At 36.8% G+C, this 22,815-nt stretch carries 19 protein-coding genes and 1 tRNA gene; 7 read left to right on the top strand and 13 right to left on the bottom strand.

The genetic code is table 11. The annotated features are described in order from the left end of the window. Window positions 1–12: 12 nt before the first annotated feature. The 3 genes from ABDV71_RS19455 to ABDV71_RS19445 form a co-directional block, all read right to left on the bottom strand. On the bottom strand, window positions 13–1,923 hold the full coding sequence (locus ABDV71_RS19455) for an ABC-F family ATP-binding cassette domain-containing protein (protein ID WP_343535547.1): 1,911 nt from the start codon (window positions 1,921–1,923) through the stop codon (window positions 13–15). A gap of 206 nt (window positions 1,924–2,129) precedes the next feature. Next, window positions 2,130–2,810 carry a response regulator transcription factor gene (locus ABDV71_RS19450; RefSeq protein WP_343535545.1) on the bottom strand — a complete coding sequence of 227 codons (681 nt, stop codon included), beginning with the start codon at window positions 2,808–2,810 and terminating at the stop codon, window positions 2,130–2,132. Continuing rightward, window positions 2,800–4,137, bottom strand: coding sequence for a HAMP domain-containing sensor histidine kinase (locus tag ABDV71_RS19445; RefSeq protein ID WP_343535543.1), 1,338 nt, complete (start codon window positions 4,135–4,137; stop codon window positions 2,800–2,802). The genes ABDV71_RS19450 and ABDV71_RS19445 overlap by 11 nt, the downstream gene beginning before the upstream one ends. Before the next feature lie 77 nt (window positions 4,138–4,214). Here ABDV71_RS19445 and ABDV71_RS19440 point away from each other — a divergent pair, with 77 nt between their 5' ends. Next, entirely contained in the window at window positions 4,215–6,374 is a 2,160-nt protein-coding gene (locus ABDV71_RS19440) for an outer membrane beta-barrel family protein (protein WP_343535541.1), read from the top strand. A 302-nt stretch (window positions 6,375–6,676) separates the two neighbouring features. Here ABDV71_RS19440 and ABDV71_RS19435 read toward each other — a convergent pair whose 3' ends face one another. Beyond that, window positions 6,677–9,766 (bottom strand): AsmA family protein, encoded by a 3,090-nt coding sequence (locus ABDV71_RS19435; RefSeq protein WP_343535539.1) that lies wholly within the window; start codon window positions 9,764–9,766, stop codon window positions 6,677–6,679. 154 nt (window positions 9,767–9,920) lie between these two features. Between ABDV71_RS19435 and ABDV71_RS19430 the strand changes: the two genes are divergently transcribed. The 3 genes from ABDV71_RS19430 (at window position 9,921) to ABDV71_RS19420 (ending at window position 12,404) form a co-directional block, all read left to right on the top strand. Further along, on the top strand, window positions 9,921–10,331 hold the full coding sequence (locus tag ABDV71_RS19430) for an Rrf2 family transcriptional regulator (protein ID WP_343535537.1): 411 nt from the start codon (window positions 9,921–9,923) through the stop codon (window positions 10,329–10,331). A 103-nt stretch (window positions 10,332–10,434) separates the two neighbouring features. Then, entirely contained in the window at window positions 10,435–11,082 is a 648-nt protein-coding gene (locus ABDV71_RS19425) for an NAD(P)H-binding protein (protein ID WP_343535534.1), read from the top strand. 293 nt (window positions 11,083–11,375) lie between these two features. Then, window positions 11,376–12,404, top strand: coding sequence for a quinone-dependent dihydroorotate dehydrogenase (locus ABDV71_RS19420; RefSeq protein ID WP_343535532.1), 1,029 nt, complete (start codon window positions 11,376–11,378; stop codon window positions 12,402–12,404). On the opposite strand, the gene ABDV71_RS19415 is transcribed toward ABDV71_RS19420, so the two are convergent. Further along, on the bottom strand, window positions 12,401–12,838 hold the full coding sequence (locus tag ABDV71_RS19415; RefSeq protein WP_343535530.1) for an SRPBCC domain-containing protein: 438 nt from the start codon (window positions 12,836–12,838) through the stop codon (window positions 12,401–12,403). The genes ABDV71_RS19420 and ABDV71_RS19415 overlap by 4 nt on opposite strands. Before the next feature lie 237 nt (window positions 12,839–13,075). Between ABDV71_RS19415 and ABDV71_RS19410 the strand changes: the two genes are divergently transcribed. Beyond that, on the top strand, window positions 13,076–13,330 hold the full coding sequence (locus ABDV71_RS19410) for a hypothetical protein (RefSeq protein WP_343535528.1): 255 nt from the start codon (window positions 13,076–13,078) through the stop codon (window positions 13,328–13,330). A gap of 63 nt (window positions 13,331–13,393) precedes the next feature. Here ABDV71_RS19410 and ABDV71_RS19405 read toward each other — a convergent pair whose 3' ends face one another. From ABDV71_RS19405 to ABDV71_RS19395, 3 genes are all read right to left on the bottom strand, one after another. Beyond that, a complete protein-coding gene (locus ABDV71_RS19405) occupies window positions 13,394–13,564 on the bottom strand; it encodes a spore protein (RefSeq protein WP_113639047.1) in 171 nt (56 codons plus the stop codon). A 39-nt stretch (window positions 13,565–13,603) separates the two neighbouring features. After that, a tRNA-Cys gene (locus ABDV71_RS19400) sits at window positions 13,604–13,674 on the bottom strand. Window positions 13,675–13,763: 89 nt separating this feature from the next. Then, complete coding sequence (locus ABDV71_RS19395) at window positions 13,764–14,504, bottom strand: RNA methyltransferase (RefSeq protein ID WP_343535525.1); 741 nt, start codon at window positions 14,502–14,504, stop codon at window positions 13,764–13,766. On the opposite strand from ABDV71_RS19395, the gene ABDV71_RS19390 reads away from it, so the two are divergent. Together ABDV71_RS19390 and ABDV71_RS19385 are read left to right on the top strand one after the other, a co-directional pair. Next, window positions 14,495–16,882 (top strand): BamA/TamA family outer membrane protein, encoded by a 2,388-nt coding sequence (locus tag ABDV71_RS19390; protein WP_343535523.1) that lies wholly within the window; start codon window positions 14,495–14,497, stop codon window positions 16,880–16,882. The genes ABDV71_RS19395 and ABDV71_RS19390 overlap by 10 nt on opposite strands. A 13-nt stretch (window positions 16,883–16,895) precedes the next feature. After that, a complete protein-coding gene (locus ABDV71_RS19385) occupies window positions 16,896–18,056 on the top strand; it encodes a hypothetical protein (RefSeq protein ID WP_343535521.1) in 1,161 nt (386 codons plus the stop codon). Window positions 18,057–18,063: 7 nt separating this feature from the next. Here the strand turns inward: ABDV71_RS19385 and ABDV71_RS19380 are convergent, their stop codons facing one another. The 5 genes from ABDV71_RS19380 to ABDV71_RS19360 all read right to left on the bottom strand — a co-directional run bounded on the left by ABDV71_RS19380 (window position 18,064) and on the right by ABDV71_RS19360 (window position 22,810). Beyond that, entirely contained in the window at window positions 18,064–18,495 is a 432-nt protein-coding gene (locus ABDV71_RS19380) for a hypothetical protein (RefSeq protein ID WP_343535519.1), read from the bottom strand. Window positions 18,496–18,594: 99 nt separating this feature from the next. Continuing rightward, on the bottom strand, window positions 18,595–20,910 hold the full coding sequence (locus ABDV71_RS19375) for a patatin-like phospholipase family protein (RefSeq protein WP_343535517.1): 2,316 nt from the start codon (window positions 20,908–20,910) through the stop codon (window positions 18,595–18,597). Between the two features lie 31 nt (window positions 20,911–20,941). After that, the gene (locus ABDV71_RS19370) at window positions 20,942–21,430 is read right to left on the bottom strand and encodes a TspO/MBR family protein (protein WP_343535515.1); all 489 of its coding nucleotides are present in this window, start codon (window positions 21,428–21,430) and stop codon (window positions 20,942–20,944) included. 292 nt (window positions 21,431–21,722) lie between these two features. Further along, window positions 21,723–21,869 carry a DUF5522 domain-containing protein gene (locus tag ABDV71_RS19365; RefSeq protein ID WP_199132330.1) on the bottom strand — a complete coding sequence of 49 codons (147 nt, stop codon included), beginning with the start codon at window positions 21,867–21,869 and terminating at the stop codon, window positions 21,723–21,725. Next, a complete protein-coding gene (locus ABDV71_RS19360; protein ID WP_343535512.1) occupies window positions 21,869–22,810 on the bottom strand; it encodes an exonuclease in 942 nt (313 codons plus the stop codon). Before ABDV71_RS19360 ends, ABDV71_RS19365 begins: the two co-directional genes overlap by 1 nt. Window positions 22,811–22,815: the final 5 nt, after the last annotated feature.

Below are 22,815 nucleotides of genomic sequence, written 5' to 3'. Positions count from 1 at the left end.
GACGGCGGTGTATTATCCTTCAAGTTCCATAATTTCCCCTGCAAGGGTTTCCCATGTTTGCTGTGCAGCATCAAGTAATGCCTTTTCAGACTGATATTTTTGATTTGCCTCTTGAAGTTTCTGAGGATTACTGAAAATTTCTTCCTTCGCTAATTCGGCTTCACAAGCCTTAACGCTGGTTTCAAAAGTGGCAATTTCCTCTTCGATACGTTTAAGCTTTTCGTTCAGCTTTTTTAATTGTTGTTGTACGTTGGCTGGCGCAGGTTCGGCAACTTTTGGCTTTTTCTCCTCCTGTTTTACAGGAATAGGCTTTGGAACAGGTTTTATACGTTTAGCATCCCATTCCTCAAACTCTGCATAAGTACCTGGGTATTGCTTGATTTTTTCATCTTCAATAAACCAAATTTTATTGGCCACATTGTCCAAGAAATATCTATCGTGGGATACCGAAATAAAAGTACCTTCATATTGCTGTAAAGCTTGAATTAAGATATTTACCGACTGAATATCCAAGTGGTTGGTAGGCTCATCCAGCATCAGGAAATTGCTGTCTGCTGTTAATGATTTGGCCAGCGCCACCCTCGATTTTTCACCCCCAGATAGTACCTTGATTTTTTTGAATACATCGTCTCCCGTGAACAAGAAACAACCTAAAATACCTCTCAATTCGGTGTCGGAATGTTTAGGTGCAAAAGCTTGCAGTTCTTCTAAGATACTGTTCTCCAAATGAAGCGATTCTAATTGATGCTGCGCAAAGAAAGTAGAAGTTACATTGTGTCCAGTTTCGCAAAGCCCTTCATCGTACTTTTCGGCACCAGCAATGATACGTAACAAGGTCGATTTACCTTTACCATTGGCACCAATCAGCGCAATTTTGTCGCCTTTTTCAATCACGGCTTCGGCATCTTTCAATATCCTTACATTCGGATAAGCTTTAGAAATATGTTCTAAACGTACCACATGTCTGCCCGAAGGTTTCGAAAATTTGAAACTGAAATTTACCGTTGGGTTATCGTCGTCTACATCATCCACACGCTCCATTCTATCAAGGGCCTTCATGCGGCTTTGTGCCATTTTGGCTTTGCTCGCCTTTGCCTTAAAACGCTCAATTAAACGCTCTTCTTGCTTAATTTTGGCTTGTTGGTTTTTAAATTCACCACGTTGGATTTCGGCCCTTAGTTCTTTCTCTTCCAAATAGAAAGTGTAGTTTCCGCTATACATGGTCAACTTGCCCTTACGACTTTCTACAATTTTATTGGTGATTTTATCCAAGAAGTACTTATCGTGAGATACAATCACGATAGCACCTTCAAAGCCTGCCAAATAAGTTTCCAGCCATTTAATGGAAGGTAAGTCCATGTGGTTGGTAGGCTCATCCAGTAAAAGAATATCAGGGTCTTGTAAAAGGATTTTGGCCAACATTACACGCATGCGCCATCCTCCTGAAAAGGTGTTCAATGGGCGTAACTGGTCTTCGGCACTGAAACCCAGACCCGCTAAAACCTCATTGGCTCTGTATTCAATGTTATAGCCGTCCAAAGCATCAAACTCATGCTGTTTTTCGGCCAATTTATTCAAAACATCTTCGCTATAGTCCGTTTCAATAACCTTTAAGAGTTCTTCAATTTCATGGTGCAATTTGTTCTGACGGTCAAAAGCTTCCATGGCCACGTGTAAAATGGTATTATGGCTATCGTACGAAAGCAGATCCTGGTTCAAATAGCCAATGCGTAAATCTTTGGCCATTGAAATGCTGCCCGAATTAGGCGTGTATTCACCCACAATTAATCGTAACAGCGTAGATTTTCCGGCACCGTTTGCACCGATCAGTCCCACTTTATCGCCTGGCTTAATGTGCCAATCCGCTTCGTCGTATAAGGCCCTAGAGCCAATCAAAAAACTTAAGTTATTAATCGAAATCATTATGCCGCAAAGATAGCAATAGATTTACGATTTTAGGCTGTTGGGCTTATTAAACAAAAAGTGTTCACGAAACCTCGTAGGTTTTTAAAACCTATGAGGTTTGAAATCGGGGTTATTTAACTGCGGGTTGTGCTATCTCTTTGTAAAACCTTAGGTTTGATTTGCATGTTGTATATTAAACCTATGAGGTTTTGTTCTAAATAAAACTACTCTGGGAATTCAATCTTAAAACCTATGCCTCTAATAGAATCGAAACTTATTCGAGAATCGTGTTGGAAGTATTTGCGTAAACGGGTCATAAAAACATCAAGGCTTCTGCCCAGAAAATAATCATCCTTGCCCCAAAGCTTTTCCAGAATATCCTTACGGTTAATCACTTGATGGTTGTGGTTTAAAAAAAGCGATAATAATTCGGCTTCCTTCTCGGTAAGTTGAATAATGGTATCGTTAAAAATCAATTGATATAGCGCAGGATTAAAAGCATATGCTCCAAGATTAACCGTTTTGATTGGGGTAGTACTGAGTTGTCTCCTTAAGATGTTGTGTATCCTTAGTAACAGCTCCTCGGGTTCGCAGGGTTTAGTAATGTAATCATCGGCACCAAGTTTTAAGCCTAAAATCCTGTCGATACTCTGGCCTTTGGCGGTTAAAAACAAAAAAGGTATTTCGTGTTGCTTTCGGATGGTTTTGGCCAAGGTAAAGCCGTCCATTTCCGGTAGCATTACATCTAAAATGGCCAATTCGTTATTTCGCAGAGCTTCGGTATCTTCCAAGAGCGCTTTAGGATGTGTGTACCATTTCACCTCAAAGTCAGAAGACTCTAGGTATTGTTTAAGCACCATGCCTAAATCAGCGTCGTCCTCAACCAATAAAATTTTAGTGCCCATTAGCTAAAGTAATTTTAAATGTTACCCCATTTTTCGGATTAGAAGACACTTTTATACTGCCTTTGTATTTATCAACCGTTTGCTTTACGATGTACAATCCAAGTCCAAGCCCGTTAATTTGCAGGTTTTCCTGTCGGCTTACCCTGTAATATTTTTCAAAGATATGTGCTTGTGCTTCTGGTGGAATCCCAATACCGTCATCGCTCACTTGAATGGTAATTTGCTGATTGAAATTAAGGGTTAAATCAACCGTTGTTGCAAGATATTTTGCAGAGTTTTCGACCAAATTGCCAATCACCTGCTCCATGTCTTTTTGTGAAAGTACATGGTTGAATTGGAAATTTATTTGAATGTTGAGTTGTAATGAATCGTATTGTGCTTTTAAATTCGATAGGTAACGTTCAATGTCGCTCAGCAATGCGATATGACTTTCGTTATTTTCACTATTGATAGAAGAAATGACCTTTTCTAAGCGTTGCACCTGTCTTTCTAATAAGGCTTTGGTTTCACTAGCGGGTGTATTAGCCAAAGTGAACTTTAAAGTAGTTAGTGGTGTGTTTAACTCATGTGCAATAGAGTCGATAGAAGTGTAAAGTTGAGCTACTTTCTCTTGTTGTAACCGCAAATTTTTAAGTGTTTTCCAGAATAAATAAATCAGTAAAGCGATAATGGAAATGCTAATGAGCAACAAAGGAAGCAGATGTTTGAAAATCAACATTCGTAGATTAAGCAGCTCTACAATTGTTCTTGATTTGATGGTGTAATGGTAGTTTTGGTTAAGCTTTAGCTCTGTATCCTTTTCCGTAAGGTTCGAATTCCATTTGCCGATATTAAAAACAATTCCTTTTTGAATATCCTTTTTAGATTTGAATAGGATTAACGGCGATTTTGGGGACACCAATTCCTTTCGTTCCGTTTCGTCATATATAGAGTAGATTTCACTTCGTAGGGCAATGTCGTAAACCGTATTTTCAGTTTGTTTTTCTAGAAGTTTATCGATGTTATCTTGAAAGTGCTTTTTGAAAGCATACCATTGCTTCAACTGATGGATCTGTAAATTTCTAAGGCTGTCGTTATCGTCTAGTTTTTTTAATCTCTTGATCAAAATTTCTTCACTGGCTTCATCTTCAAACCTATTCAATTTACTCAACACACTATCTGCAATATTTTTTGCATGCCTGTTCAATTCCTTTTCTTCAAAACGGTATGAATTGTATAGGTAATAGCTTTGCAAGCCAATGAGTACCAAAAAGCTGGTCATAAATAGCAAGGTGGCACTTAGTTTCTTATTCATATCCAAAAATACAAAGCTAATCTTCTTTTCCATGGCATTAACTCATCGTTAACCTTTCATTAACCTAGCCTTTTAGTGTTTTAGTAGAGTTTTGTGGAAAAATATTTAAAATGAGACCATACATCACTTTTACCTTATCTCTATTGTTGCCCGTAGCTGTTTGGGCGCAAACTCCAGAAAAACCTAAAGAAAAAGATACCACAATTGTGTTGAATACTGTGAGCGTTTCGGGCAAAAAACCGTTGTTAAAACGCAAAGCCGATAGGTTAGAATTCAACATTGAAAATACGCCATTACAAAATCTCAGCGGATGGGATATTCTGAAGAATACGCCAAATGTGGTGGTGAAGAACGAAGAATTGACCATACGTGGCAGCTCGCAAATTTTAGTCACCATTAACGATAAAAAGACATTGATGTCGCAAGAGCAATTGAAAGCATTTTTGGAAAATACAGATGGTAAAAATATTAGTTCCATAGAAGTAATTACCAATCCGCCCGCCAAATATGAGGCTCAAGGTGGTGCGGTACTTAATATTAAAATGAAGCAAAATAAACTGTTAGGTTATAAGGGAACCTTGTCGTCAAGGTATCATCAATCCATTTATGCTAAAGGCCGTTTAGGTTTGGCGCAGTCTTTCAATACAGATAAACTGCAGGTGAGTGGTAATTACGATTTTGTTTCGGGCAATTACGTACGTAAAAACTTTGATGTGGTGATTTTCGACAATAACAATACCCGCTGGGAAAGTGATATGGTTAGAAAAAGTGAATCTCATCAACAACATCTCTATAATTTTTCATCGCAATATAGTTTAGATAGTCTTACTACTTTTCAGTTTGGTTTTGATGGGAATTTTAATCCTAATTTGGTTGGTAGATACAATGTGCCTACCAATATTTATAATACCCTAACCAACCAATTGGAATCTAATTATGTAACTCTAAACCAAAGAGACCAACGCTATGGTAATTTTAATGCCTACTTGGTGCTCGATAAAAAGTTTGGGAGCCATAACCTTACTTTAAGCAATAATTATAGTAACAATACTCACAAGGAAGACCAAGATGTAGCCACTACTCTGCGTTTCATTAACCAGCCAGAAGAATATCGTCGTTTTGCGAACAATAACAAACAGCATATTAAACTTTTTGCCACGCAGTTGGATTATCGTTTGGCCAAAAACAGTTTTATCATTGAGAGTGGTTTGAAATACAGCCATGTGAATAATCGTAACGATTTACGCTTTTTAAGTGAAAATGGAGGATTGCTCGTTTTTGATCCAACAAGAAGCAATCTGTTCAATTATGATGAAAATATTTATGCGGCTTACATTTCTTCGGAATATAAATGGAAAAAATGGGAAATGAAGCTGGGGCTGCGTTCGGAAACGACCCAGATCAACACCGATTCGGATAATCCATTGACGCAAAATGCCAATACCCGTACAAATATTTTCCCTACTTTTTATTTAATGCATCAATTGAATGAAAACCAACAATTAGGCCTGTCTTATGGAAAACGGATCAATAGGCCAAATTACAGTTTCCTCAATCCATCTAAATCTTATTACAACCTGTATGCCTATTTTCAGGGCGATGCCAATTTGAAATCGACCATGTTCCATAACATTAGCCTAACCTATACGCTTAAGGACTGGAATTTTGAAACTTATTATAGTTATATTAAAAATCCATCCATGGAGATTTCTATCCAAAATCCAGAAACATTTGAAACCAAATATCATTACACCAATATCAGTAAAGGCGAAATTGTGGGAGTGAATATGTCCAAGAGCTTCAGTATCACCAATCTTTGGAAGTTGAACCTATTTGTGTTGGGAGAATATAATGAAGATTTTTTTATGGGAGTTGATAACCAACTGTATAAAAATAATGTGTTTTTTTATAATGCTAACATCTCTACACAAATTACTTTGGATAAGGAAAAAACATGGGATTTGAGTGCCAGCTATACTTATAATTCAAGATCGGTGCAAGGTTCGTTCTCCATCAGTCCTTCGCAGCGCACCAATATTGTATTGAATAAGAAGATGTTCAATAAACGTTTTGAAACTGGTTTGATATTGAACGATATTTTTAAGACGGACAAAAACACGATTTCTACTCGTTACGCCAACCAAAACCAATATTTTAAGGATTACCGAGACACGCAATATTTCATGATCAATTTAAAGTTCCATTTTGGGAACCAAAAGGTGAAAGACGCCAAAGCGGCTAATAAAACCGAGGAGCAAAAACGACTGTAAGTTAAGTAGCCACAGATGCACAAATGAGATTGATTTGTGTATTTGTGGCTTAGAAATGATGTGGACTTACTTGGTACCGTTGAATAGAGCGAAAATCCGAAGGATTTCAATGCTTATAGAAAAGAAATATTACGTATGCTATGCGACTCTGTAGGAGTCGTATATAGATTATTTTGTTGTTTTATAGATATTTGGCCTCTTCGAGGTCTATTTATCGCCCCAAAGGATAGGTAAATAAAAAAGCCACAGATGCACAAATAAGAATAATCTGTGTATCTGTGGCTTTACTAGAAAAGAAAGACTTACTTGCTATCCGAGTCTTCCGTTTCGTCTAATTTTCCTTCTTTGTTGCGTTTTAATTTAACCACGGGTTTTTCTTGGGTACCTGTAACGCTCAACGGAATGCCAATGATACCGAACGGAGGTAAGCCCAATCTGCCACTTAAATTCAAACGGCCGTCAAAGCTCACTTGGCCTTCAAAGCGAGGTCTAAAACCTGCAATTTTCATTTTGGTACGCTCGATGGTAATGATGTTATTTTTGATAGTAGTTTTCACCACTACATCTTTCAAATTTGGATTGGTTAAGCTATCACGTTTAGTCTCTTTACTTACCGCATTCATCATTTTAAAACCAGCAAGCTTTACATCTTTTAAAGTAAGCGATCCACCTCCTTTAATGGATGGGAAAACCGGATACATTTCATCGTTTAAACGACCCGTTAGTTGATAGTCTAAACCAACAATCCCTTTTACTTTGGAAGCAGAAGTGGCCATTTCCCTGAACAACTTAATTTCTTTGTACGCTTTTGCGATATCAAATTCCTTAGCGCTTAATTTGAAATCGAAATTGGCAGATTTTGTACTTGTGCTTTGATAGTTTGCATCCATCATCACCTTAGCGCCAATAATATCGAACCCTGTTTGCGATAAACTTAATTTACCATTGTTAAGGGCCATTGTTCCCTTGGCATTTTTTAGGTTAAGACCACTGTAGGCAACGTCATTAGCACTGGCATTAAAAGTTACGTTTAGGTTGGCGGGAATCAAAATTACACCTTTAGCTGCAGGAGTAGAAGGGCTATTGCTGCTTGAGGCATAAACCATAAATTCATCAGCAATGATTTTATTGCTGTGTAGTGCAAAGTTCCCAGTCAGTTTCTCCCTTTCATCAAAAATGAAATTAACATAGTTGTTTAGATTACCGTTCAGCTTAAAATCAGAACCGCCATAAGAAGCGTTAAACTCATCAAATTTTAAAGCAGCTGAAGTGAAAGAAAATTTTCCATTTTTAATGATGAAAGGATTGGGGAACATATCCGTTAAGATATTCAGGTCCTTAATGTTCATTATTCCTTTATTGCTCAAACGGTTGTAGCGTCCAGCCAGAGCATCACTTTGTAGGCCTTTGAAATTGACATTGGTGTAAATAAGCCCATGTACTTGGTATCCAGGAATAGCAAATACCTTATAAAGCTTGCCTATGTCCAAAGTTCCTTTAGAACTGATGTTATAAGAAACATTTTCAAAATTGCTTACATTGGCCTTTAGCAGAAATGGTTGCCCTGCCATTTCAAAAGAAATGGGTTTAATATTTAATAGGGTTCCTTTTAAGGTGCCATTGTTATTGGTGACCAGAGCATCAACATCTATTTTTTCTATGGCTTCATTAAAGTTTGCGGTTTTAATATAGCCTTTGTTTAATTTGATCAGGGCATTGGTTACCGGGAACATCTTTTTCTTCTTATCATAAGAACCCTTGCTATTCATATCTATGGAAAGCTTGCCATCCAAAACCAAATCTTTGATAGGGTAGAAGTTTTTGATTTCCGCAAAGTTGATTTCAGTTCTTAAGCCTAGATCTAAAGTGATGTTGTTAATAGTTTGCAGTTTCAAGTGGCCCTTGATATAGTTAGATAAAGCATTTACATCAATATTGGTAATGGCCAAAATAGTGTTTTTGTAATCGCCATTGCTGTTGTTACCTATAAAGTCAAAATTGATTTTATCAATAGGGGAGGGCAGCGAAGCATATTTGAAATAACCATTGCTCAACTTGATTTTTGTATCAAATTTGGGAACGGTAGCAATTACAGTATCTACTCTTCTGATCCCACTTTTAACCACCTTTTTGCTATATTTTCCGTTAGCATCAAGCGACATTACTAAACGCCCCTTTACTACGGTACTGTCTAGATTAACCACTTTTGCCCATTTTTCCAGGTCAATATTAGAACGGGTTTTGGTAAAGATTTGAGGCTCTTTTAATCCTTTTATTTTGGTAGTCGAGGAGAAATAATCTTTGCCGATATTAAAGAACAAACTATCCATGTTAAGGTCTAAACTATCTGGATTTAAGCTAGGTATCTTTGTTTGTAAATTTAGAAAAAGGTTTTTAATAGATTCGGGAGCATTGGGATTGGTAATCTCGCCATCGCGTATCTTCATGTTAAAAGTTAAGCTTGGCATGGTGTTGCTCTCGGCAATATATTTTCCAATTAATGAGGCATCAATTTCGGCATGGCCTTTAATCTTTGTACGCTCTAACTTGTCTGCAATTTCTGGTGGTAGGGCAGTAAAAATATTATGCAGGTCGGTTTCCTTCGCTTGGGTCTTAAAATCCATATCATATCCATCTTTTAGGAAAGAAAAACGGCCTACAAAACGGATAGGTAAGGAGTTGATTTTAATGTTGTTTTCATCAAACAACAAGTCCAAAGAGGTGGTGTTGATTTTGGTGATAAGCTTTGCGTTTAGCTTTTTGTGAAGCAGATAGGGGGTGCCTGCGTAATATATATCGGCATCTTTTATGGAAAGTTTGCTTTTTAAATCAAAAATCGCTTTGCTCAAATCGCCGGTCCCACTGTAGTCAACACCTTTGGCGTCAATCATCATTGGTATCGATTTGTCGTTGTAAACCAAATCACTGTTTTTGATGTAAATACCTTCAATTTTGATAGCAGTACTGCTGGTGTCGGTACTTTTTTTGCCATCGTCTTTACTTTCGTAAACGTTATAGTTGGCATGTCCCTGCTCATCAGATAAGATATTGATTTTGGCATGGTCCAAATAAAATTCGTCGACCTTTATTTGTTTGCTGAACAAGGAGAACAAATTAATGCCTAGTGCCATCTGCTTTGCATAAATCAAAGTATCATTCTTAAAAGGTTCGGAACCCTTCAACAGAAATTCATCTAAATTGAGCGTGAGGGATGGGAAATGGGAAAAGAAAGACAGTCCAGTGCCTTTGAAGCTAACTTGGCCCTTAATATTCTGATTAATGGTTTTGGTGATTTGTTCATTAATCGTTTTTGGAATAAGGAAAGGAACAATAAACAGTAAAGCAATTAATGAAACAATACTGATGGCGAGTATTTTAAAAAACTTTTTCAATATCAAATAGAATTTTTTGGCGTCGGCTGCAAAGATACTCTTAAAAGTGATGACGTAATAATATAGCTATAGGTTTTAACAAAAAAATAACGATTAATTTGGAAGTGTGAAAAATAATGACGTATATTTGTACTGTAATAAATAAAATTACAGAATGAATAACGGCAGATTTGCAATTTCCTTACATATTTTGGTTTTACTTGATAAAGCGAAAGGAGAGTTGCTATCATCTGATTATATGGCTGGGAGCATTAACATCAATCCCGTTTTGGTAAGAAAGGAATTGGTTAACTTGCGTGAGCATGGTTTTGTGCTTAGCAAAGAGGGGAAAAATGGAGGAAGTACATTGGCCAAAACTGCGAACAAGATTACTTTAGGTTCATTATATCAAAGTGTAAAGGGAAATTACTTACTGGGAAACCATAAAAATGATCCAAACCCACTTTGTGAAGTGGGGAGGGACATTAATAGGCACTTGAACGATTTGTATGATGAAACGGAAAAGAGATTAATTGATGAATTAAATAAACAGACCCTTGCTGATTTTAGCAACAGGTTTGCTTAATATTTTTTTGATTTAAACTGTAATAAAAATAGTTACAAATAAACAATAAACAATAAACAATAAACAATAAACAATAAACAATAAACAATAAATTCAATTTAACATGAAAGTAGCTGTCATTGGAGCAACAGGTTTTGTAGGACAAAACTTGGTAAAAGAATTAGCCGAGAGAGGTCATGAGGTATTGGCAATCGCAAGAAACATCGATAAAGTGGTTTCAAGGCAAAATGTGGAGGCAAAAAGTGTAGATGTAACCAATCAACAAGCTTTGGCTGATGCCATTAGTGGTTATGATGTGGTAGTAAGTGCCTTTAACGCGGGCTGGACTAATCCTAATATCTATAGCGATTTTATTAAGGGTTCAGAAGCCATTCAAGCAGGAGTGAAGGCATCAAACGTAAATCGTTTAATTGTGATAGGTGGGGCAGGTAGTTTATTTGTTGATGGCAATCAACTGGTTGATGGTGAGAATTTTCCCGCTGAATATAAGGCCGGGGCAACGGCAGCTAGAGATTATCTGAATGCACTTAAAGAAGAGAAAGTGCTAAATTGGACCTTCTTTAGCCCTGCGATAGAAATGCATCCCGGTATCACTACCGGCCGTACCGGAAAATATCGCTTAGAATTAGAGAATCCGGTTTTTGACGAAGCAGGTAGAAGTATACTTTCTGTAGAGGATTTGGCCGTTGTAATTGCAGATGAGGTAGAAAGCAATGCACACCCACGCCAACGTTTTACAGCTGCTTATTAATTTTTTGGTTTTATAATTCATGAATAGGGCCATGCTATAGTAGACGAGCATGGCCCTTTTCATTTCCCTTGCCGTCATTTCAACCGTACGGGAGAAATCTAATGATAGCGCATCCTACTCAATATTTACTCGAAAATAGCCATGAGCTGGATTTCTCCTTCGTCGAAAAGACGGGAGTGATAGGTTGGTGCAAATTGCACTAACCATTTGCCGTTTACCATGCTTGCTGAAACTGTTTGTCTAAAAATAAATTAAGAAAATGTTAACACTTGCTTTTTTGCTATCTTCGCATCATGTATCGTCTGGTAAAACCTATATTCTTCAAGTTCGACCCTGAAAATGTACACCATTTTGTGGTAAAGCGTTTAAAATGGTTCAATGATTTTTTTCCATTTGGCAAATCAGTGCTGAGGGGGAGTTACGATGTTAGCTTTAAAGGATTAGAGCGAGAGGTTTTTGGGTTGAAGTTCAAGAATCCGGTAGGTTTAGCCGCAGGTTTTGATAAAAATGGCGAATATGTTGAAGCCTTGAGCAATTTGGGCTTTGGCTTTGTTGAAGTTGGCACGGTTACGCCACTTCCACAGCCGGGAAATGATAGACCAAGGATGTTCCGTTTGCCAGAAGATGCCGCACTGATTAACCGAATGGGTTTCAACAACAAAGGCGTTGATACCATGGCGGAACGTTTGCGCTTGTTAAAAGACCGCCATCCAGATATTATTGTAGGTGGAAATATTGGAAAGAATAAGAATACGCCAAATGAAGATGCCGTTTACGATTATATCAAATGCTTTGATCGCTTATTTGATGTAGTTGATTATTTTGTAGTGAATGTAAGTTCTCCAAATACGCCAGGATTGAGAGCCTTGCAGGAAAAGGGACCTCTAATGGAACTTTTAAATACCTTACAAAAACGTAATTGCAAAAACAATATCTCTAGACCAATATTATTGAAAATTGCGCCAGATTTAACTGATGAACAGTTAGATGATATTATTGAAATTGTAAAAGAAACTGGTATTGCAGGAGTAATTGCCACTAATACCACTATTGGCCGCGATGGATTATATTCGCCAGAAAAGCTAAAGGGCGAAATGGGAGGTTTGAGTGGCAAGCCGTTAACCAAACGTTCTACCGAAGTAATTCGCTATCTTTCAGAAAAATCAAATAAGGCATTTCCAATTATTGGGGTAGGAGGTATCCATTCTGCCGAAGACGCCAAAGAAAAATTGGATGCAGGAGCAGCCTTGGTGCAGTTATATACCGGTTTTATTTATGAGGGACCTGGGCTAATTAAGGATATTTGCAAATCCCTAAATTAGTTTCCGTCGCCTTCTAAATGGTTTTTTAGGCTGGTATGCAGAATATAATTCCAGCCTTCAACAAAATTTTCCTTCGCAAAATCAGGTCCGCCTTCTTCTAAGGTGTGGACATTGGAATGAGTCAATCTAACAAGTGTCTGTTCACCTTTGTCCATCAGTTGCCATATTACTTCAGAATTACCAGGATAGTTATCATAGCGCCAAGTATGGGCTAACTTTTCCTTTTCCTTTACTTCAGTAATCTCACATAAGTGCAAATATTTTGGCCCTTCATCAGGCCCGCCCATAAAATCGAATTTAAAACCTGCTATAGGCTTAAAACTTTCGATGTTAAAATACCATTTATTCATCTCTTTAGTATCGGTAAGGGCGGTCCAAACCTTATTAATCGGAGCATTAAAAGTACGTTCAACTAAAATATGATCCTTTTTCATTGATTTATTGAGTTTCAGTTTACTATCCTTTTTTAAGATTAACAAAAACAGATGGTTTTTGATTGCTTTATTTTTAAGTGATTGATAATCAAACTAGCTATAAATATTCTATTTTATTATTTGGAATTAGTCTAAATAATTTGATATTTGTATGGTCAGCTTTTAATAGATATGTGCAAGAAAACCATTATCGCAAATTCGGGGGATATACAGATAACCCAATGTAATAACTGTAGAATGATTAATATTTGGAAACCTGGTCTATTGCTTAGTTTTTCCTTTAATCAGTTCTATGAGTTTACGAAAGTGGCTAAAAGGCTCAACTTTGATAAGTATTTTGAGTATGGTCCAGATGGAAGTAGGATTGTGATATTGTCAACCCCTTTTCCTGATATCTGCTTAAAGTTTACCCGAGCGGAGCTGAATGATTTTGTACACGCTATTGACGAAGCGATGTATATGCACAAGGTTTACGAGCTTGTGCATGGTTAAAATTGGTTGTAAAGAAAAAAGTCCCGCCATGGCGGGACTTTTTTAATTTTTTGTAATCTAAGATTACTTAGCTAAAGACGCTAATACTGCGTTGTTCTTAGCTAATTGATCTTTTGTAGATTGCTTAGAACGGCTACCTAATTCTAGGTTAGTTGCCAATTTCAAGTTTTTTACTTCTAAACGAGAAACAGTTTTGTTGTATCTGTCTTTTCTTTTTAATCTGGTAACTGCCATGATAATGAGCTTTATTTCTTTTTAATAATTTTAACCTTGAGGTCGAGAGCGGATTCGAACCGCTGTACAAGGTTTTGCAGACCTCTGCCTAGCCACTCGGCCACTCGACCCTTCTTGTTTTTCAAGGCTGCAAAAATAACAAATTAAAGTAAGCTTGCAAACTATATCGCTTAAATTGTTTAATTATTTTAGCTAAAAATTATTTTCTGCTAATTTCACTACAGAAGATTGCCGCTGATACTGCCACATTTAGAGATTCCGCTTGCCCAAAACGAGGGATGGTAACTGGAACGGTAATTTGTTCAATAAGCTCTTTTCCAATACCATGGCCTTCATTGCCCAATAAAATCAGCCCTTCGTTGCCCCAACTGGTCTGGTATATGTTTTCGCCATCCAGCAAAGCACCGTAAATCGGTAGTTTTATATTTTTTAGAAAAGGAACTAGCGAAGTGTAGGTAATATTCACCCGGCATAACGAACCCATAGTTGATTGTACTGTTTTTGGATTGTAAGCTTCCACAGTATTTTCTGAGCAGATAACGTTTTTAATACCAAACCAATCGGCAGTTCTAATGATGGTACCAAAGTTGCCTGGGTCTTGTACGTCGTCCAGTACTAATGAAAAGTTATTGCGCAAAGCATTTGGATCTATCTCTTTTTTAGACGGTATATGTACCAATGCTAGGATATGCTGTGGCGTTTGTAAGGTGCTAATCTTTTGAAGCTCAACATCGGTTACTTCAAATAAGTTTATATTTGCACTAACTTTAGGTAAAGCGGACGATATTTTTGAGGTGTAGTAAATGCTATGTGTTTGATAGTCAGAATTTAAAAATTCTATGATAGATTTTATACCCTCAATAATGAAAATTCCGTTTTCTTTACGGTACTTTTTTTGATGAAGTGATTTAATAAAACTGATTTGAGATTTTGAAAGCATATACTAACAACAATAAACGGGACATTCAACTTCTTGCAATATTACTATTTATTCTTGTTTTTATCGCAGGATGCGCTTCAACAAAATATATAGAAGACTATCAGGCTATTGTTAAAAAGGTAGAAATCGATAGTATCGATAAAGCTTATGAGGAAGCAGCTTATGCCTATGTACAAAAGGATATCAAGCCAATTGAAGGATTGGGAATCAATGTAGGTATTTATAATATATTTAATACCAAAAATGGTAAGTATAGGAAAAACAATATCAAACCTTTAGGTAGCCCTCCGCCCATATTGGATAGTACTTTGGTCGAAATTTCAAGAAGTCAAATTGAGAAATTCCTGAAAAGTAAGGGCTTTTTTAATGCAAAAGTAAGTTCGGAAATCAATGTTAAAAATAAGAAGGCCAAGCTAAAGTTTATTGCTAATACTAGGCAGCCTTTTATGGTTGATAAAATAACCACTCAAATCCCAGATGAAGCGGTGAAATCATTATACTTGGGAGCAAAACCTAGGTTCTCTAAAATTAGCGAAGGAATGCAGTATGATGAGGATTCGCTGGCTTATGAAAGAGAAGAGATTTATACCTTGATGAGACGGAATGGCTATTACGATTTTGTAAGGCCTTATGTGAGGTTTGAGCCTGATTCGAACAAGAATAATAATAAGGTAAGCGTAAAGCTGATTATCGAAAATCCAATAGATAGTACCAAAAGGCATACCAAATATCGAATTGGAAAAACAGATATCCTAATAGCGCCTAATACAGAGGGTTTTACCGATTCTATTACCTTTAATAAGCGTACCATAAATGGAATCCGTTTTACGGACCTTTCAGGGAAGTTTAGAAGAAATCCTATTACCCGCTACGATTTCATCAAGCAAGGGACTACCTACAATATTGATAACGAAGCCTTAACCTACGACAGACTTTATGAGCTAAATATCTTCAAAAATGTGAAGATAGATTATCTGAAAAATAAAGATACTGCAGACGTGATAGATCCGGTGATTATGCTGATTCCCCAAAAAAGGATGAGCAACCGTATAGAGGGAGAAATACCTTTCAACAATGCCACTGTTGGTTTCACCTTGAGTAACACCTACACCAATAATAATTTTTTAAAAGGCGGAGAGAAATTTCAGTTTCAGGTGAAGGGTGGTTTGCAATCTAGATACACAGGTGTAGGCAATATTTTTTCTGATATCTACCAGAGAGATTTCTCGATAAGTGCAAGTTTAACGGTACCTAGGTTGTTGGTGCCTTTTGGAATACCTTTGATGGGTAAAAATGGTATTCCGTATACTACATTTTCGAGTAGCTATTTGTATGCCTTACAGAAAGATATTACGGTTCGTAGAGTTTTCATTAACTCCATTACCTATGATTGGGTAGAGACCAAGTCTAAAATCCATTCATTCACGCCACTTAATTTCGAGTATCGTTTTGGTAGTGTGTTGATCGATACTCTTAACGAACAAAATATAGAAACCGTTGTAAATAATATTTATAATCTTCTATTGCTCGATAGAAAGAATTTTACGCTTGGAATGAAATATGCCTATTCCTTAAATGCCGATAAATTGCTGCAAAATAGAAGTTTCGTTTATTTCAGGGGAAATATGGATATCGCTGGAAACTTACTGCAAGGTATTACCAGGCTAATGGGCAAAAAAGGAGGTCCTGAGAGCGGACGTGTTTTAGGCTTGCCTTTTACCCAGTATGTGAGGCCAGAAATAGATCTTAGATGGTATAAGAGCGTGGGAGCAGAATCACAACTGGTAACTCGTTTTAATGTAGGTGTTGGATATGCTTATGGTAATTCCACCGCAATACCTTATGAAAAATTATTTTATGCAGGGGGTTCAAGCGGTGTAAGGGCATGGCAAGCTAGAACTTTGGGCCCAGGTAACTATAATCGTGAAGTGATTCCTACTCAAGAAGCTAGGGCTGCGGCCTTTGGTTTCGACCAACTGGGACAAATGCGTATTGAGGCAAATTTGGAGTATCGTTTCCCTTTGGTGCGTAAGTTCTTTGGCGGAAAATTAAATGGTGCAACATTTTTAGATGCCGGAAATATCTGGAACATTGCTCCAAAAAATCCTCAGCCTGAAACTTATTTTAAGTTTGACCAATTAGGGCAACAAATAGCTTTGGGCACAGGCTTGGGCTTTAGATATGATGTGCAGTTTTTTGTTTTTAGGTTTGATGTTGGTCTGAAATTAAAAGACCCTCAATTTGTGGGGGATGAGCAATGGGTAATCAGTAAATTCTTTAGTGGAGGAAAAGCCTTTAAAGCCAATTACCTAGCTACGCATAGCCCAGATAGATACCGGTTTTTGCAATACAATTTTGGTATCGGAATGCCTTTTTAATTAAAAAAAACTATTGGGTAAAGCTAAAGTTATGGGATTCTTCTCTAGGTTATTTCGTAGACAGAAAGATACAGAAGCGGTGATGAAAATAGACTATTATGAACTGGCTCAAAAAGAAATAAGAGGTAATCGCTTTTATACAAATGCACCTAAACATTGGGTGAAAATTAATGACGGCTTTTTAAAATTGGATGATAAGTTGTCAGTCGATTTTGATGGTATAGATGCTGAAAAGGTTGTGAATAAAAGAAATGCTATGTTTAACTCACTAGCATTGATGAATATTATTAGTGAATATTTTTCAAAACTTGCAAACGAAAAAGTTTATTTAGATTTTACAGATGCGATGTTGGGGTCGGCAGAAAGATTCGCAACAAGTTGCTATGTATATAAACTTTTTGACAAAGGGATTTTTATTATTGATGGTGTGGCTATTTGGAACTATGAAAAATATGCTATCATTTTGCTGACTAATGATACACCAATGAGCTACATCAATGAATTGAGAACCTATTTTGTTAACGACGGCTATAAGGATTTAATTTACTATGCTAGAAAAGACCCTCATCTTGTTGAAGGTACTAAAAAGTTGGAATTTGAAAATTTTAATGAAAAATGCTTTCGATATGATGCTGATAATCAGAGTTTAGATAAACGTAAACATAATGAATATGCATTGTGGTGGGCTGGAGAACTTGAAAAAGACGCTAAATCATCAATCTTATTAAAAGATATTGGAGTATATTTAGATTTGCTTGAATTTTATAATTCTTATTTACTGGGGTTTTTAAGTTTTGCTTTTGGTCTAAATAGAGAGGGCGCACGGACAAAAATGCCAGACCATGAGGAGGTCGTTATAAATGGACCAGAAGGTGTAGAGATTATAATTACCCTGTCGGAAGAAAAGGGTATATATTTCCATTTTCCAAAGCATCCCAGATATGAAAAATATCGAAATGCATTTATAAAAGTATTTGTTAACTTTTGTTATAAGATTAGAGAACAAATAATTGAAAATGACCTCCCAAAAGATGATTTTGATCAGCAGACTACGCTAGAGTGGTATAATCAATTAATTGAAAAAGCTAAAGAACATAATTCTGAAGTAAAAGCGATAGGTGTAATGATGAAGAAAAACAGTAATTTTCCAGGTTATAATTATTACGAGAATTAAACGCTTTTTAAACCAAGTTCTTTAGATAATCAAATATCGTTTCGAAATAGGTAGAAATATTTAATCCTTTGCTGTAACTGAAAAAGAAAAAAACAAGGAATAGGATGATTCCCATGTAAATAAACTTCTTAAAGGCAAAAGCTAAAATAAGGATGATTAATGGAATGATGATGAAGAAAACACGGCTGATGGTAATTGGATTAAGGTCGCTGGCTTTTTTATAAATGTATAGCAGCTTACTGTGCGTTCCGCTTTCATTTTCGTGTTTAATATAAACAAAGGTCGATTTATCTATGGGTAGCGGTAAAATAGAAACACCATCATGAAAGGTCAATTGCTGGGTAAAGCCACTAACGCTAAAAGTGTAAGTGCCATTAATGTTTTCAATTGGATTGTCTAAACTATCGGTGGCAATAACGGCAATTTTACTGTTTTTCAATAAGCTTTCTTTTACTATAAAGTGATTAATGCTGGTGTTTTGTGCAAAACAACTGCTTGAAATAAAAAGTAAGCAAAAAAAGAAGAAGTGTTTCATCTATTATTCTAAGGAGCGTTTGTTGTAAATTAAATATCCAATATGTAAAAGTACGCCATGCCTGCGTTTGCTTTGGTCGTACAAATTGTAGCTTAAGCTAATTGGTCCTAATGGCGATTGATAAACTAAGCCTGCGGTACCTGCGTAGCGCCATTTGCCCAATGTTTCTTCAAAACCCACTTGCTGCAGTCCAATTTTTTTAAATTCCTGATAAGGTAAAAATACATAACCTTCTATACGCAAGTCAAATTTTCTTTTCAGATTTATCACATTTTTGATGCCACCTGCAGCGTAATTAAAAGCTCTGAAATTTTCCAGAAAGATAGATTTACTATCCTGAATAGGGTAAAACGCAGGAGCGGCCAATAAACTAGCGTAAAAATTGTTGAATAAAGGTTGATTAGAAACTACTCCTTCTACCAAATAGCCCAAACTATATCTGTTTGTATGGAGGAAATAGTATTCGTAGCTAAATTTCGCGTGTACCCAAGACCTGAAATTTCTGGAAACCGTTGGACTGGAACTGACTCCTAATTGATTGGATAGAATGTTGCCAGGACGGTAATTTTCCTTTCCTGTGGTATAATTTACACTTAATAATATGTTTTGTCCAGCGGTTGGGTACTGTTTTCTGTTAAGCGAGTTTTTCTCTAGGGTAAGTCCTGTTCTAAAGCCGTTAAAAACAGTTCTATCCAATAAATCCCCTACCACAAAAGTATTGGTTGGACTATAATTATCGCCGTTGTTGATAAAAGCGGCATTGAGAATAATTCTTGCATTTTTGTTAAGCGGCATACCTAGCTTAAGGTCAATTTTTCGGTCCGATTGGTCAATGTAGGTGGGCGAGGGATTCTCTACAAAAATTTTACTGGTATTGTAAAAATTCCAGCTATTATAGGTTAACTCGGCGGCTAAAAACAACGGGAGTTTGGTAGGATAGTCGACACGACCGCTTACTTGAACCGATTCGTAAAAACGGCCCGAATAAAAACTTGAGGCAAAAGTGTAAGCTTTTCTGTTGAGATAATTGTATTGAATACCTAGAAACACATTACTGATGGGCCGAGTTGAAATATTGCCGCCAAAATCTATTTTTAAACTCTTTCGCTGTTGAGCAAGTATCTCAAAATCATAACTATCTGAACCAGCATCGTAGCTGATTTTTGGATAAACCGTTTCAAAAACTTCATCGGCCACAAGTTTGTAATATCCACGCTTGATATCGCTTAAGTTAAAGGTTTTCTGATCGCTTTTGAAGAGTCTTTCTACGTATTTTTTCTGCTGAGAATTAACACCTTTTACGATGATATTATTAAAAATTAACTCCGATTTCTGTGCGTTAAAATTAGTCCGTTTTTTTTGCAGCTCTTGTGGTGATACCCGACGATTTATCGCTTCTTTGATTTTGTCCATTTCGGCCATGGTAGCTTCATAACCTTTTTTAATGAGTTCATCTGCTGGGAGGAAATTTGTGGAGCTGTAGTCTGCTAAATTAGGTTCAATGTAAACACCATTTTCACCTACCAAGGTCGAATCGGATTTAGAAAGAAACATGTATACCAAAAACCTATTCACCAATCGGTCATCATCTTTTGGGTATTCATTGAATGTTTTAGAGGAAACATTGGCGCCGATGATAAAATCAGGCTTGAATTCATTACGCATTATATCGGCGGGGAAATTATTGTATATTCCACCGTCAAATACAAACTTTTCATCTAGCTTGATGGGACGATAAATAAGGGGGACAGTCATACTGGCCCTTACCGCTTCAGCCAAACTCCCCTTGCTTACAGTAATACTCTTTTGTGATAATACATCCGATACCATGCAACGGAAGGGGACAAATAGGTTGTCGAAATTATCTTTTGCGATGGCCGATGCTTGAGAAAAAAACTCCAATAAGGCAAAATTCAACGGAATATCATTCACCAAATTTGGTCTGAAACTGAGCCGTAGGCTCGTGTCGATGGCCATTTTAGCAGTAATGATAGATGGGTTTGGCACTGATTTCTGAAAATAGAAACTATAATCACTTTGATAACGTCCGTTTACCCAATCCTGAAAATCTTTGCTTGTAGCAATTTTTTCAATTTGAGCGGGCGAATATCCGGCGGCATACATGGCACCTACAATAGCGCCCATAGAAGTTCCCGTAATGTAATCAATGGGAATATTGTTTTCTTCTAAAGCTTTTAAAGTGCCAATATGAGCTAGTCCTTTTGCACCACCACCACTAAATACCAATCCAACTTTTTGTGCGCTAAGTTGAAAATAGATAATCGTTAGTAATATGAAGAATATACTTTTACGAAGCATGGTTCATAAAAGTACCTATTTCTTTTGGTTTTTAGTTAAGAATAAAGATGGAATACGTTAAATAAGTGGCAAAACTTACCCATAAAAAATAGGGCAGAAATAACCAGGCAGCCAGCTTGTCAAAACGATAGAAAATGAATGAGTTGATGATGATGAGCACTAGCAGTAGAATAATTTCAATTAGCGCAAAGCCAATTTGGTGCAGTTCAAAAAATATGAAAGACCACATGAGGTTAAATAACAACTGCACCAAATAAATGATGACCGCCCAATGAAACCATTCAGCAGTTTTACGCTTTTTCCATACTCTAAATGAAGCGATACCCATTAAAATATAAAGAGTAGTCCATACAGGCGCAAACACCCAGTTAGGCGGATTGAATGATGGCCTATTAATGGTAGTGTACCATGTTTTTACAGATTCCATAGTAAATTGACTACCAATAAAACCTATTAAAAGTGGTATTGCAATACAGATAAAAAAGGCAATGATATTTGTGGATGAGCTTTTCTTTGTCATTTTGGTTGTTTACATTGAACTTAACAATGATTTTGATAAAGTGTTTAGAAGTAGATTGAAATTTTATTCAAATAAAGTATAATAACGGCAGGGAGCGGGGACTCCGTTATTTTGTATCATGGTGAGGTCTAGGTATTCAGGCCCAACCAAATCTTAAAATATAGCTTGGTTGCGTAAGGTTTAGGCTCAACGTCATGCTGAATTTATTTCAGCATCTTTTAGTATGAAAGACCCTGAAATAAATTCAGGGTGACGACCGACATAGCATTGTTGTTGATATGAGCTAAATGAGTTAGCTTTTTTTCTCTTTCTTCTTTCCGAAATTCCAAGGACAGTGCTTGCATTTGTTTTTACAGCAATAACCACGTTTAAGGTGATAGGCTTTTGTAAACACCATGAGGCCATCTTCGTTAAAATAAAAGTCTTCCCCTTCTTTCATTAATTTAGGATTTTAACTTCCAATTGATTTAAAAAGTGGGCTTGTAGTTGTTTACCATCACCATGTAAGGTCCAAACTTCTTTAGGTTTAACTTCTTCAATGGTTTGTATGATACCCTTCCAGTCCACATGGTCAGAAATGTATAGTGAATGTCCATTGCCTTGTTGCAAGTGTTTCCATCCTGTAGCAAATACCCTAACCACATTGATAGCCCTAATATAGCTATTAAACACCATAGGAGGTACTAAATAAACATTGCCTTGTAGTTGTTGCTTCATGATTTTTCTATCATAAATCTGAAAGTTGCCAAGCGAAACATCAAGTTGTTCATAAATATGTACAAAGGGCATTATACTATGATGTACAAGGATTTTTTTATCAGGACAATGTTGAGTCATTAGGGAAATAAGTCGCTGGCTTTTTCCTAGCGCATATGCACCGAGCATAATGTTGCTCTCAATATCGTTCAATTTCTTGATTTCCTCATCGGCTGCTGGGTGCGAAACCGCAGGATTGGCGAAGGTGGTTTCTGTGATCAAAACATCTGCCTGCACAAATTCAATAGGCTCACAAGTAACATCGGCTTCCAATTTATAATCGCCAGTATAAAGGTAGCGAATGTCTTTATATTCCATCAACACCATTGCAGAACCTAAAATATGTCCGGCGGGATAAAAACTTATTTTAACGCCATTTAATTCAAATGGTTCGTGATAAGACTTGATTGCGAATTCGACAGCTGCAAACTTCTTATAGCGATGTTGCATGAAGAGTTGAGTGGCATTGGTACAATACACATGATGGTTGCCGCTCACGGCATGGTCTCCGTGGGCATGGGAAATTACAGCATGTTCTACAGCTTCTTGAGGGTCAAGGTAAAAGTTGCCATAAGAGCAATATAAACCTGTTTTGGTGAGTATAATGAAATCTTGGAGTATCATGGGAG

It is taken from the genome of Pedobacter sp. (assembly GCF_039594775.1).
Lineage (GTDB): Bacteria > Bacteroidota > Bacteroidia > Sphingobacteriales > Sphingobacteriaceae > Pedobacter.
This window is presented reverse-complemented; position numbering and strand designations above follow the sequence as displayed.